The organism is Paenibacillus sp. MAH-35 (assembly GCF_058135425.1).
Map to the genome: position 1 here is coordinate 33,214 of NZ_JBYUPU010000012.1, position 13,788 is coordinate 47,001.

General features: G+C 48.5%; 9 protein-coding genes. 6 read left to right on the forward strand and 3 right to left on the reverse strand.

Annotated features, from left to right (window positions below):
- Nucleotides 1-23 precede the first annotated feature (23 nt).
- A complete protein-coding gene (locus AC3Y2E_RS15275; protein WP_379211684.1) occupies nt 24-3,377 on the forward strand; it encodes an Ig-like domain-containing protein in 3,354 nt (1,117 codons plus the stop codon).
- A 230-nt stretch (nt 3,378-3,607) separates the two neighbouring features.
- On the opposite strand, the gene AC3Y2E_RS15280 is transcribed toward AC3Y2E_RS15275, so the two are convergent.
- From AC3Y2E_RS15280 to AC3Y2E_RS15290, 3 genes are read right to left on the reverse strand one after another with little or no spacing between them, the layout of a single operon-like run.
- Nucleotides 3,608-4,315 carry a DUF4386 domain-containing protein gene (locus tag AC3Y2E_RS15280; RefSeq protein ID WP_379211686.1) on the reverse strand — a complete coding sequence of 236 codons (708 nt, stop codon included), beginning with the start codon at nt 4,313-4,315 and terminating at the stop codon, nt 3,608-3,610.
- 16 nt (nt 4,316-4,331) lie between these two features.
- Complete coding sequence (locus AC3Y2E_RS15285; protein WP_379211688.1) at nt 4,332-4,565, reverse strand: helix-turn-helix transcriptional regulator; 234 nt, start codon at nt 4,563-4,565, stop codon at nt 4,332-4,334.
- Nucleotide 4,566: 1 nt separating this feature from the next.
- A complete protein-coding gene (locus tag AC3Y2E_RS15290; protein WP_379211690.1) occupies nt 4,567-5,013 on the reverse strand; it encodes a hypothetical protein in 447 nt (148 codons plus the stop codon).
- 433 nt (nt 5,014-5,446) lie between these two features.
- Between AC3Y2E_RS15290 and ppsA the strand changes: the two genes are divergently transcribed.
- The 5 genes from ppsA to AC3Y2E_RS15315 all read left to right on the forward strand — a co-directional run bounded on the left by ppsA (nt 5,447) and on the right by AC3Y2E_RS15315 (nt 13,455).
- Nucleotides 5,447-8,065: a phosphoenolpyruvate synthase gene (gene ppsA / locus AC3Y2E_RS15295; protein ID WP_379211692.1), complete on the forward strand. Its 2,619-nt coding sequence runs from the start codon at nt 5,447-5,449 to the stop codon at nt 8,063-8,065.
- Nucleotides 8,066-8,304: 239 nt separating this feature from the next.
- Nucleotides 8,305-9,042, forward strand: coding sequence for an ATP synthase subunit c family protein (locus tag AC3Y2E_RS15300; RefSeq protein ID WP_379211694.1), 738 nt, complete (start codon nt 8,305-8,307; stop codon nt 9,040-9,042).
- A gap of 12 nt (nt 9,043-9,054) precedes the next feature.
- Nucleotides 9,055-10,746 carry a vWA domain-containing protein gene (locus AC3Y2E_RS15305; protein ID WP_379211696.1) on the forward strand — a complete coding sequence of 564 codons (1,692 nt, stop codon included), beginning with the start codon at nt 9,055-9,057 and terminating at the stop codon, nt 10,744-10,746.
- A gap of 39 nt (nt 10,747-10,785) precedes the next feature.
- Nucleotides 10,786-11,925 carry a toxic anion resistance protein gene (locus AC3Y2E_RS15310; RefSeq protein WP_379211699.1) on the forward strand — a complete coding sequence of 380 codons (1,140 nt, stop codon included), beginning with the start codon at nt 10,786-10,788 and terminating at the stop codon, nt 11,923-11,925.
- Nucleotides 11,926-12,615: 690 nt separating this feature from the next.
- Nucleotides 12,616-13,455, forward strand: a complete 840-nt coding sequence (locus AC3Y2E_RS15315) for an SMI1/KNR4 family protein (RefSeq protein ID WP_379211701.1) — start codon at nt 12,616-12,618, stop codon at nt 13,453-13,455.
- The last annotated feature ends 333 nt before the right edge of the window (nt 13,456-13,788 follow it).

A 13,788-nucleotide genomic window follows, 5' to 3' on the forward strand; every position in this document is an offset into this window, starting at 1 on the left:
ATAATCGATGGAGGTGTGTTTTTGTGAACGTATCGTGGAGAAGGCTTCGTTTAAAAGCTTACCTTTTCAAGGATCGCAAAATGTTCATAATGCTATCTCTTCTTGTACTGATCTCGTTTTTTCCATTGAAATGGAACGGAATCACGCTGGCAACGCAAGAAAGCTCTGCAGCTGCGGCGGTGATTCTCGATGATGATGCTTCTCAGCTGGCAGGATCCGGATGGTCGGTTACGAGTGCCAGTGACGGAACTTATATCACAGACCATGCCGGTTCCTTGGCAAATCCTGGAGGTGTGACGATGAAGCCTGTCCCTGAAGGCCAATATTTGATCTACGGAGATGAAGTCGCTGCAGCGAATAACAAGTACACGTTTATGACCAAAGTATTTCCGATCGGCGCTGGCCCTTGGCTGTTGGAATTTGATGCTCGGATCGCAGATCTGATTGAGGTGGATGAGGCTCCATCATTAGGGATCATCCGGGGAGTAAGCTTTGAAGTGAAGGCAGCGGGGAGGACGGCCAAGTTAACCCTCCAGCGAGACAAGGTACTGGTAAAGTCCAGCAGCATTCTGGTCGCGGATTATGAACATTTAATACCCGACGATGGACTGTATCACCGGTGGGGGATTGCTTACAATGGCAGTGGAAAATTGATGCTGTCCATGGACGAGATGAAGATCGTTTCCTTCAACGTAGCTAACCCTGTTTCAAGCGGCGCGGACTCGCTCAAAATCATCAATGCTTCGATGAATAGCGTGTCCGGTCATAACGAGGTTTACCTGGATAATCTGAAGATGACGGTTGGAGAATTACCGGAGTGGGCGCAGGCCGAACCGCGAATTAAAGGGCTATCGGTACTTCCTTATTCCGACTCACAGGAAGTGATACTGGGGGGAGGATTGGATGAGATTCCTCCCCAATGGTTGACCGGAGGCGAGCTGGAGATCAGGACGAAGCTGGTGCAGGACGATCAAATCATGGCTCAGCATAGCGAAATCATTTCTTCTCCCCGTTTCCAGATTCCGCTTGCGCCTGGGGGACAGTCAGGAATCATGACTGCTGTAGCAGAGCTGTATTATAAAAATCGCAAAATGAATGAATTAACGAGCGACTTCTATGTATATCCTTCGGTTTATAAGGTAAACCCCGGTGATGCTCTGGTATCTGTACCGGGCAGTGTCTACCTGTACAATGACATGCTCTGGTTGGAAGACAACCAAGGACAAAAGGCGACAAATGCCGGATGGAAGACGGGAAAATATCGTTATATGGGCAGTCATGAGGAAGACATGTGGATCGCGAACGAACCGGGTGCACATTCGTTGGAATTGCCGCTCCATCTCCAAGGGCGGTATGCTGTATATGTCGGATATGTAGCCAAGACCGGCGGGTTCCAGGTTTCTTATGGAGAGGAAGCAAGCGGACAGGTTGCAGGGACCACGACCGTGACCGGAGCAACTTACGGTCTCAAGGCGATCGAAGAGCAATTTCTATTTGCCGGATTATTTGATGGTGAACGTATACAGATTACTCCGCTGCCGGATCAGCAAGCTGTCATTACTTATTTGAAGCTCAGAAGCCTGACAGAGGAAGAGTTGTCGTTGTATGACTCGCCTAACGAAGGTGCCGCCGGCAATCGGACCATCTACAACAATGATGGATTCAGTCATTTCTACCAGGGATTTTATCCCACGGTAAGCAAGCTGGAGGAAAAAGCGGTCGAGATATACGCAGGCAAGGACGTCAGGCAGATTGACTGGCAGTTGATGACTACCTTTACTTTAAATCATATCAGTCAATATGCAGGGATTCCATTTGCTGGTTCGGAAGCGTATGAGAGTCAAATGAGGGACGGGGATAAGCTGGCACGACAACAAGTTACGGCGATCAACGCCAGCGGCCGATCACCGCTGCAGATCGTAGCCGAGAAAGCGGACCAACTAGGCATCCAGACGAATGCTTCCCTGCGAATGAACGCTGTCTATAATCCTGCGGTAAACGGATACTTAAACGGTGCCGTCTATGACAACCAAATGCTTCCCTATCGCATCGTGGATAAGAATGGAACTGTAAATTTCAGGGTTGATTACGGGAATCTCATCGTCCGGGAGTATATCAAAAATGTCTTGCTGGAAGCCGCCGCCTTCCCTGGAGTGGACGGAATCAACCTCGACTTTGGAAGGTATCCGTATCTTTTCGGTTATCAATCGGAACTAAGCAATGCTTATCTGACGGAGTATGGAATGGAGCCGAATGATGAAACAACCGCTGCAGGGTTGGAACGTTGGGACGACTACAAAGCCGAGGTGGTTACGCAGATGCTGCGTGACCTTCGACTAGCCTTGCCGACCAAACAGATCACGGTACGATTCCCTTACAATGGATATAAACAATACGGGTTGGATATTGATGCCTGGATCGCCGAAGATTTGGTTGATATGATCATCCCTACGACCCTCAGTCATGAAGAATTTTTTGATATCGCTCCATTCGTCGACGCTGTAGAGGGGTCTAATGTCCAATTGTTTATTGCTACAACGCATTCATTAAGCGGGCATGACTTGACGAAAGCGGAAGAGGACTTGATCAAGCAAGGTATTCCTGTCAACCGGAACAATACGTCAATGAACGAACTGCAATATCGGCTAAGAGCTTACGAGGCGTATCAGGCTGGTGCGGATGGTATTTACGTGTTTAACAACTGGAGCGGAAGCAATACTCTGAATAAGCTCGGCGATAAAATCGATCTTGAAAAATGGCATCATTTCTCTTATCCTGCAGATGTGGTCACGAACCTGATTGAAGCGGCAGCACCTGTTGCTGGAGCTAATTCAGCGCCTGTAACACGGAATCTGACGGTTACCACGCAGGTGTATACAGCAGTGACGGGGACGTTACCGGCTGTGGATGCCGATGGAGATCCATTAACGTATAGTCTCGTGGAGAATGGTCAGAAAGGAACAGCGATCGTAACTGATTCTGGCAACGGAACGTTCAGTTATTCGCCCCAAGCAGGACAGATGGGCATGGATACCGTGACTTTTCGTGTCTATGATGGTCATGAATATTCGCTTCCAGCTACAATCACGGTAACGATTGAACCGGTTCATGTAAATGGGATGCTACAGTCCTTAGGGCACTATACCGAGGGGAACGAAATACAGTCCGGCTTTGCCGTCAATCTCAAGTATCGGCTCGATATCATTCAATTACTATTGAATCAAGGGGAGGAACAACAGGCAGTTGCTTACATGGAGGACTTTATCCGTTTCATCAATGATCCTTCCGTTCGTGCTCAGAGTCTGATATCCGCCACGGCTGCAGAGGCACTTGACCAACAGGCGAATGGGTTCATTTTTGCACTGAGCTCGGTATAGGCAATCAGCCTGTATCTTTCCGGCAAAATCCAGCGATTTGCCCCGGTAGAGCAGCCTGCTTTGGAATGAAAAGTTATGTCGGACTAAGCCCAAAAAACTGCCGAAATGTTAGGTTTTGGCAGTTTTTTTCATTGCACAGGGAAAGTAGTAACTTGGCTAACAGCGGAATATGTGTTGATCCGTCCAATCCCGCAGTCAAAATCCAAAACAACGTCGCTTATCCGAAGCATTCATCTTAAAATGGATACCGAGTCCGGCTTCTCCCGGTTGAAACCTATTAGGATTAGCCATATCGCCAAAATGAATTGTTGCAAGGCGATCGGCAGGTTCAACATCATGTAGATTGCATCCAGACCGATGAAGCGAATCATGAATAATAAGCTGGCCAGTATGGACAGAGCGGATCCGACAAGACCGGAGGCCGACAACCAGCGTGGAACCCATTTTGTTTGGTACAACAGGCAGTTTAACATGAACAAAGCTGCAACAAATGACAGCGTCGTTGCCACGTGGTTCACCAAATCGCGTCCTGTCCTTAATAATTCGCCTACGATTTGGATCGAGGAACCGCTCAGAGCTCCAACTTTTGCAAATTCGTGGCTTACTGTCAATAACAACAGAAGAAGGAGTACACCCAGTATCAGGAACACACCCGAGATGATGCCGAAAGCGACAGAACCAAGCGCCAACCCTTTATTATGCTTACTAAATATCGGATACATCGCAATCGGTATACCCACATAGGCAACAACCATTCCCAATTGGAAAATCGCTCCCAGCAGCACCTGGTTTTCATTTGCAGAAGCTAGGGTAAGGTAGTCGGGTCCGTCTATTACAGGAACCACGCTTAATATCCCCGTAACCAACCCGGTTATGAATAACACCCCGGCAAGTCCTGCTGCCAATCTTCCATCTGAATGTGAATGCTTGCTCGGCATATAATACCTCCATTTCCTACTGATCCTTGGCCCACTGCTTATCCTCATATTGAAAGACCTCTTCGATGGACTTTCCGAAAACACGCGCGATACGAAAAGCCAGCTCCAGGGAAGGGGAATAATTTCCTTTCTCGATCGCAACAATCGTTTGTCGGGTGACCCCGGCCTTATCTGCTAATTGCTGCTGGGTCATCTCGTTATGATGAAAGCGAAGATTCCGTATTTGATTGCTGATCGCATCCTTTCCCATGTCAAACTCCTTTTCTATAAAAGTACAATTGAGCGATACGTCCCATCAGATCGGATAAGAAACCGAAGAAAATCAGCGCAACAAACGTTAAATAAGTCGGAAGTTCAGTAACGAGCGGAATCATGGATAGTATAAACCCGAAGAAAAACACATATAGCGAAATCCGGTCCGCCTTCAACTCGATGAGCTTATCAAACTCGTCTTCAAATGAAGGCTCGTCTTCGTTCGTGGCGATCTTATTAAAGATAACAAACCCAATATGAATGACAATCTTGGCTGCAATCGACACCGGGAGCAATATCAGAATGAAGGAGCCCCAGAAACGGAAGTCGCTGGCCGAAGTGATGCTGCCTTCCTCGGCATGATTTATAGCGTAGATAGAGTAGAGGGTGAAGATGAGTATGCTGCTGATAATCGACACCATGACTTTCTTTTCTTGATAGGACATATAGACCTCCCTGAGTTAACAATAATTAACATAATGTAAAGAGTGATATACATAATGTAATTAAAGTTAGATCAAGTGTCAAGTTTATTTTACATTAATGAGGAACAGGGAGAAGAACTGCGAAAGCAGAGCGAGGGACAGCCGATCCTTAGCATATAAAGCTGCAGCGGGCGATCGGTATGGTCTGGATCTCGACGGCTGGTTGCACGCTGTCTGTAGAAAGCCTAACGAACGTAACCAACAAAAAGAACCTGGACAGGTTCTCCAGGTTCTTTACTATTGCACATAAACAAACACAATGATATAATCAGCTCACTACTTTTATTGTCGTTATTAATACATAAATATCTTAACTTACAATCTTATCGTACCACGCCGGTGAACTCTTGTCAAATGTTTTTTTCTCAATTAAATGGGTCAGGAGAGATGCTGAATGAGTTCGTTAGTTCTCGGAATCCAGGAAATCGGAAACACGCAGCTTTCGCTAGTCGGCGGAAAAGGATTGCATCTAGGCGAATTATCCAAAATGGAAGGAGTGCATGTACCGGAAGGATTTTGCGTTACAACGGAAGGCTATCGAAAAGCTATCGAACATAACGAAACGTACCAGGCGTTGCTGGATCGACTCACCCGGCTAAAAGTAGAGGATCGGGATCAGATTGGTGAAATCAGCGGAAAAATCCGACAAATCATTAGGGAAGCCGAAATTCCCTCCGATGTTGCGGAAGCGGTGACTGCCTGTCTCTCCCGATATGGCGAGGAACATGCTTATGCCGTGCGTTCCAGTGCGACGGCTGAAGATTTACCGCATGCCTCTTTTGCCGGACAACAAGACACCTATTTAAATATCATCGGCCTAGAAGCGATCTTGCACCATATCAGCAAATGTTGGGCTTCCCTGTATACGGACCGCGCCGTAATTTACCGTATGCAGAACGGGTTCGACCACAGGCAAGTTTATTTAGCCGTTATCGTTCAAAGGATGGTTTTTCCGCAAGTTTCGGGAATTTTATTTACCGCTGATCCGGTTACCTCCAACCGGAAACGGCTATCCATCGATGCCGGTTTCGGACTTGGAGAAGCATTGGTCTCCGGCTTGGTATCTGCCGATTGTTATCAAGTACAGGAAGGGGAAATCGTCGATAAAAGGATAGCAGCCAAGAAATTGGCTATCTATGGACGCAAAGAAGGCGGAACAGAGACCCGGCAGATCGATCCGGAACGGCAGAATGAACAAACACTTACTGATCCGCAAATTTTACAATTGGCACGCATCGGAAGACAGATCGAAGTTTGTTTGGGGCGCCCGCAAGACATCGAATGGTGTTTGGCGGATGATACATTTTATATTGTCCAAAGCCGGCCCATCACGACATTATACCCGATCCCTGAAGCGGATGACGAAGAAAATCACGTTTATTTATCGGTAGGTCACCAACAAATGATGACAGATGCCATGAAACCGCTGGGATTGTCCTTTTACCTGTTGACGACTCGCGCGCCTATGCGTACAGCCGGTGGAAGGTTGTTTGTGGACGTTACGCCGATGCTGGCTTCCCCGGCCTCCAGGGATGCCCTGGTAAATACACTGGGACAATCCGATCCGCTCATAAAAGACGCTCTTACGACTATAATCGAGCGAGAAGGTTTTATAAAATCGTCACCGGAAGATACCAGACAACAGGGCCCCGCTACAAGCAATCAAGCTGTTCCGGCGTGGGCTTCTCAACCACAAATCGAAAACGATCCGTCGATCGTTTCTGAGCTGATTCAGCGCAGTCTGTCATCGATAGAAGAGTTGAAACAAAACATCCAAACGAAATCAGGACCCGATTTATTTGAATTTATTTTGGATGACCTCCAGCAGTTAAAGAAGATTTTATTCGATCCGCAAAGCACGGCTGTCATTATGGCTGCTATGAATGCTTCCTCATGGATCAATGAAAACCTGAACGAGTGGTTAGGTGAAAAAAACGCGGCCGATCCGCTTTCTCAATCTGTGCCTGGCAATATTACTTCGGAAATGGGACTGGCGCTTTTGGATGTCGCAGATGTGATTCGTCCCTATCCGGAAGTCATCCATTATTTACAGCACGTAAGAGAGGATGACTTTCTGGATGAACTGGTCAAGCTCGATGGTGGACCGGAAACCCGGGAAGCTATCTGCGATTATTTAAGCAAATACGGAATGCGATGCAGCGGAGAAATCGATATTTCAAAAACGCGTTGGAGCGAAAAACCCATTACGCTGGTCCCCCTGATTCTCGGTAACATCAAAAACTTCGAGCCTAATGCGAGCGAACGGAAATTCGAGCAAGGACGACAGGAGGCTTTGAAAAAAGAGCAAGAGGTATTGGAACGGTTGATGCAGCTGCCAGATGGCGAACAAAAAGCAACAGAAACCAAAAAAAGGATCGACCTGATCCGGAATTTCATCGGGTATCGGGAATATCCCAAATACGGGATGGTTAATCGCTACTTCATATATAAACAGGCGTTGCTGAGAGAAGCCGCACGTCTCGTACAAACCGGCGTTATCGAGGAAAAAGAAGATATATACGATCTTACGTTCGAAGAACTTCACGAAGCCGTACGTACAAGTAAACTGGATTACCGGATCATCCGCAAACGAAAAGACGAGTACAACTTATATGAAAAGCTAACTCCGCCGCGTGTGATCACTTCTGATGGCGAGATCATAACAGGGAAGTATAACCTGGAAAATCTTCCATCCGGAGCTATTGCGGGTCTGCCTGTTTCTTCCGGAGTTATAGAGGGGCGGGCGCGTGTGATCTTAAACATGGAAAATGCCGATCTGGGAGATGAAGATATATTAGTTACCTCCTTCACCGACCCCAGCTGGACAACTTTGTTTGTATCGATAAAGGGCCTCGTCACCGAAGTGGGCGGGCTGATGACCCACGGGGCCGTTATCGCACGTGAATATGGCGTACCGGCCGTCGTCGGCGTGGACAATGCAACCCAGCTAATCAAAGACGGACAGCGAATACGCGTGCATGGGACAGACGGGTATATCGAAATTTTGAGCTGATCGAGCTTGAGACTATAAGTAATCTTGTTAGCCGAGCCATCGATACGGCGTATAAAAAAAGCTTGGCGAAACTGCCAAGCTTTTTTAACGTATAGTGAAACAACGGCCGCTGAAAAAGGAAAATGAGGGAAAATGTCGAATGTTCTCCATAAGTTCTATCCTTTTGGCGGCACTCCGGCTTTGCCCTGTGTCAGGTTCAGGCGCGGACGTTTCTTGAAGGGGTAAAGGGGGTGTAACGATTGACTGGGAGCAAATACATAAAACTAATCGGACTGATTGCGGGCGTGGCTGTTCTCAATATTGTTGTATTTTCCCCCGGATTCGCAGGCCTTGCGATCGGCGGAAGCGCTCTCGCCACCGCTTCCGGGGTCACCTTGCTGGTAGCCAGCGCTCTGGCGCTGGTGTACGGGAGCTACGTTCTGCTGGCCCGGCAGCCCGAAGCGATACCGGTCAAGCAGATCCGTTCGCACGAGGACTACGCGGAAGCATTAACCCGCTACGCGCGCATCAAACCGCTTGAGGGAGATATCCGGTTCTCTCTGGAGCAGCTGGAGCGGATCAGGAAAAAGAAAGAAACGCTTCTGGACGTCCTGAACCAGCGGTTCGAATCGGGCGAGCTCAGCTACAAAAAGTTCGCTTCCGTCATCCGCGAGGTCGAAAAACTGTTTTACCTGAATGTGAGAAGCGTATTGAACCGGCTCCATGTGTTCGACGAAGCGGATTTTGCAACCGTGATGACGCAGAAAACGACGCGTTATTCCAAGCAGCTGCTTCAGGAAAAAACGAATTTATACAACGAATTTTTGTCGTTCCTGAAGTATTCGCTGGACAATAACGAGGAAATTTTATTAAAGCTGGATAAGCTGCTGCTGGAAATATCCCGCCTGGACAGCTTCGAGCCGGGCGACATCGAGAATATGCCTTGCATGCAGGAGATCGACTCGTTAATCAAGCAGACCAAATATTATAAACAGTGAGAAGGTGCTGGATTGGCAAAGAAAAAAAACAAGTTTTACTTGAGCGCGCTCCTGATCCTGGCGTTCGTGTTCGCCCTTGTCTATGTAGGAGTCAATCTGACTTCCAATCTTGGCAAGTCCAAAGCCCAGGTGACGCTCGAAGACGCGGCCAAGCAGCTGAGCAAACTATACGCCAATATCGAGGTCAAGAATGAGCCGACGGTAAAAGGCCAAATCGACTTGAACCCGATCGATGTTGCCGGATCGCTGCCGGACATCTCGAAGTTCCCGGTCACGGTAAACAATTCGACGAACCAGTTCGTGGAAATCTTCTCCTCGACCGAAAAATCGGGCACCGGGGTGGACGGGTGGCTGACCGACGTGGCGGCGGAGTTCAACAAAGCGAATATCATGGTGGGCGGCAAGCCCGTATCGGTTAAAGTGCGCAATATCGCCTCCGGGACGGCAACGGACTATATCAAGTCGGGCAAATACGTGCCGGACGCCTTCACGCCTTCCAACGAGCTGTGGGGCGAGATGGTGAAAGCGAGCGGAGTCAAAGTCCAAAAGGTAACGGACCGCCTCGTCGGCAATGTGCCGGGGATCGTGATTGCCAAGTCCAAATACGACGCCCTTATGAGCACGTACGGGGCGATCAACGTCAAAACCGTAACGGAAGCGATTGCGGACAACGAATTTTCGATGGGCTACACCGATCCGTTCGCCAGCTCGACCGGCCTGAACTTTCTCGTAACGGCGCTGAATACGTTCGATAGCTCCAATCTGCTCGGCGACAAAGCCGTGCAAGGGTTTGAGAAGTTCCAGGCGAACGTGCCCTTCATCGCGTCGACGACGATACAGATGCGCGATGCGGCCAAATCCGGCGCGTTGGACGGGTTCGTGCTGGAATACCAAACGTACGTCAACGCGGCTGATTTGAAGGGCGGCTACGTATTTACGCCTTTCGGCGTCCGGCATGACAGTCCGCTGTATGCGCTGGGCGATCTGCCGCAGGAGAAGCTGGACATTATTCAGAAATTTGCCGAGTTCGTCACGCAGGAGAAGTACCAGAAATCCGCGAAGGATAAAGGCTTTAATAGTCTCGACGACTACAAGCCGGAGATGGCCGCGGTGGACGGCAGCCTTCTGTCGGCGGCCCAGAAGCTGTGGAAAGAAAAGAAAAACATCGGCAAGCCGATCGCCGCGGTGTTCGTCGCCGACGTGTCCGGCAGCATGGCGGGCGAGCCGCTGAACCGTTTGAAGGAATCGCTGTTGAAGGGTCAGAAATATTTGGGCAGAGATAATAGTATCGGGCTTATCTCGTACTCCAGTGACGTTTCCGTCCGGCTTCCGATCGGCAAGTACGATACGAACCAGCAATCGATGTTCGTCGGGGCGGTAAACAGTCTCCAGGCGAGCGGGGGGACGGCTACGTTCGATGCGATTGTCGTGGCGATGATGATGCTGCAGGACAAGATGGCCGAAGATCCGAATGTGAAGCCGATCATTTTCGTGCTGAGCGACGGCGAGACGAATGAAGGCTATTCGTTGAAAGATATCAAAGGACTGATCGAAGGATACGGAGTGCCGATCTACACCGTCGGCTACAATGCCAATATCAAGGCGCTGCAAAGCATCTCGAGCATCAACGAGGCGGCCAGCATCAATGCGGACACCGACGATGTTATTTACAAGATCGGAAACCTGTTTAATGTGCAAATGTAGCTTGTGACGATCCGTCTACTATACCGGGGGAGGAATACGATGTCATTTTCAATGGAAGTCGCTAGTCCGGAAGAGATTAAGGCCGTGATCGAGCAAGAGGTACAGCCGGTACCCGAAGAAGTAGCGAAGCTGAAAGAATTGGCGGTTGCCAACGTTGCGGCGATCATGGCGCTGGATGTCGAGTCGCTGGAGAAGCGCAGGGAGATTCTAGTCTCGATCGAATCGTTCGGCATGAACTCGATGAGATCGTCTTCGGAGAAAAATGCGCTGCTTCAAATATCCGTCGGAAATTTGTCCAAAGTAGGGGATGAGGGCGGCCAAGTAGCCCAAGGCTTAACGGAGCTGCATATTCAGCTGAAGGATCTCGACCCCAGCCTGATCGATTTTGCCAAGACCGGGTTTCTGGGCAAGTTGTTCAACCCGCTGCGCGCTTATTTCCTGAAATACCAGAAAGCCGATTCGGTCATAGCCGATATTGTGATGTCGCTCGATAAGGGCAAGGCTATCCTCAAAAATGACAATACCACGCTGGAGATCGAGCAGCAAACACTTCGGGATCTAACCAAAAAGCTGCAGAAGGAAATTCAGCTCGGAGCTTTGATGGATGAATCGATCGAATCGCAAATCGAAACAGCCAAGTTGCAAAACGAAGACCCGGACAAAATCCGCTTCATCACCGAAGAAGTGCTGTTCCCTCTGCGCCAGCGGGTGATGGACCTGCAGCAGATGCTGGTCGTTAACCAGCAGGGCATTATGGCCATCGAGGTGGTCATCCGCAATAATAAGGAACTGATCCGAGGGGTCGACCGGGCCAAAAATGTCACGATTTCGGCGCTGAAAATTTCCGTAACGGTCGCGAGCGCGTTATACAATCAGAAAATCGTACTAAAGAAAATTGAACTGTTGAATCAGACGACAAACGAACTGATCGCCGGCACGTCCCGCATGCTGAAAAATCAGGGGGCTGCGATCCAGAAGCAATCGATGGAGGCGAACATTTCCGTCGATACGCTGAAGCAGGCGTTTGCCGACGTGTTATCGGCGCTTGATTCCATCAGCGCTTACAAGCAGGAGGCGCTGCCCAGAATGCGTCAAACGATCGATCAATTCCGGACGCTGGCCGACGAGGGCGAGAAACAGATCGTGCGTTTGGAGAAGGGCCACAAGCTGGGCTTATAGAAAGGGACGGCTATACGTACCTGTAAGTTTTCGAGTGAGGAACATACTCCAAAGCAAAACCAGCACTTTTATTGAACCGAATAACTAAATGCCGGCTGCACGTATGGCCGGCATTTTTTATTTTCCGGCTAAATGGCTAACGGAAATCCGCACGCTCTTTATCGTGAACAACACGGGACAAGTGACGATGGTGGAGTTGCTAACGAACAATTTGCTCGCTTTGCATGAACGGATCATACAAGCCGGGGCTCAAGTAGATAGAGAACCCGTATTTACAAGTGCTTTCGGTTATTTCACCTTTTACGATCCGGACGGCCACTATTGTCGGGCGGTTGAAGAAAAGGCTTGTATGTCGACTTGAAAACAAAGAATGTGCAACAATTAAGCGAAGAACAAACTTATCGAGGGACAAGCTTTATAAATCTGTATTTTATCGCATTTTTGATTTAAAGGATAAGTTCTTGTCTTTGACTGAGGACAAGAACTTATATCCTTTTGCTGCATCTGGACATGAACGTGTATTCGCACCCGGAGGTCAATGGTTGAAATCTACACGCGCTGACGAGCCGTTTGATGAACCCGATTTGTTGAATGAAACGGGAGGATAGTGTTATTACAATGTTGAATACTGAAGAATAGTTACCAGCACGATACGAGATGGAGACGAGGCTACGGCGAGGAGGAGCTCATATGGAAGATGCAATGTTAACCGGTACATATATGGTAGATAATTGCGGTAAAAAGGAATTTTCCGGCACGTACTTTTCATCCGAAGTATTGAATGAAGGCAAGGACGGTAAAGCTCCGAAGTTGGTTCAAAATCACGGAGCATCTGACGAAGAAATCCGGAATATGGAACAATGGTTGAAAACCTTAAGCTGCATCGTTCACGGCGGCGATAATTCCCTTGGCTGCACGGAAGAACAAATCGAAAACGCGGAAGAACGGTTAGGACTTGCATTTCCGGCCGAATTGCGCAACTATTATCGTACTGTTGGCAACGATCCACTACTGAGGACCGACGGAAATACGAAAAAGAAAGACCGGTATTTGCCAATTGACGAAATTCATGTTTCGGACGGAAATATCGTCTATCGGATGAGAAAAAAAGATCCCTTTGCATTATCGGCGGTCAAAAGACAAATAATGTTCAGGGACAATGAAGCATGGTACTGGGAACCCCATATGGAATCATTTTGTGAAAATGTCATGATTACAGCGGCGATCTTCGCCATCAGTCACATGAAGCATTCCGCCAAAGGCCGATTAAAAGGCGAGCTGGTTTCATCGTTGCAGGCGAGAAAGCTTGCGGAACAACAATTTAGCCGTACATTCCAGGCATTGGACACGTATTACCATCCGTTTTGCGCACTTTTCTATAACGAGCGAGAACGCAGACTAGCCTGGTTCCGTTCCAACGGAATGATGGCTGATATACTGATCGGGACGCAAACAGCGAATGAAATCGAAGATTTTGGGGAAAAACACGGGAATATCAAATTCAAGTATAATACGGTTTCGCATCTCTAGCAGGTTGCCGATGATGAACTCGTCAAACTCTATGAAGTAAGTGAAGTCTGATTCTAAAATATATAGCGGCAGCCATGGGCGGGAAAAAAAGTCCTAGACTGCCGCTGTTTTATTATCATAGGGTCAGAAATAACGGCAGCCCCTGTATTATGCCGGGAACGGTAAGTTTATAATTGTTGTTGACACGACACTGAATGGTGTCCTATAATCAAAACGACACCAAATAGTGTCCGATCGTCGCGAAGAGCCGAAGATTCAAGAAGGGGGAGGTAAGACTGGCCGTTCATCCCGTCAAAAGATTTCCGCTCCGGAAAGATAAAGGTTTGGAGGGGG

What these genes read in the sequence shown, in the direction of transcription:
- AC3Y2E_RS15280 (WP_379211686.1), bottom strand. Translation starts at nt 4,315, where the DNA reads ATGCCGAGCAAGCATTCACATTCAGATGGAAGATTGGCAGCAGGACTT.
- AC3Y2E_RS15310 (WP_379211699.1), top strand. Translation starts at nt 10,786, where the DNA reads ATGTCATTTTCAATGGAAGTCGCTAGTCCGGAAGAGATTAAGGCCGTG.
- AC3Y2E_RS15285 (WP_379211688.1), bottom strand. Translation starts at nt 4,565, where the DNA reads ATGGGAAAGGATGCGATCAGCAATCAAATACGGAATCTTCGCTTTCAT.
- AC3Y2E_RS15315 (WP_379211701.1), top strand. Translation starts at nt 12,616, where the DNA reads ATGGAAGATGCAATGTTAACCGGTACATATATGGTAGATAATTGCGGT.
- ppsA (WP_379211692.1), top strand. Translation starts at nt 5,447, where the DNA reads ATGAGTTCGTTAGTTCTCGGAATCCAGGAAATCGGAAACACGCAGCTT.
- AC3Y2E_RS15290 (WP_379211690.1), bottom strand. Translation starts at nt 5,013, where the DNA reads ATGTCCTATCAAGAAAAGAAAGTCATGGTGTCGATTATCAGCAGCATA.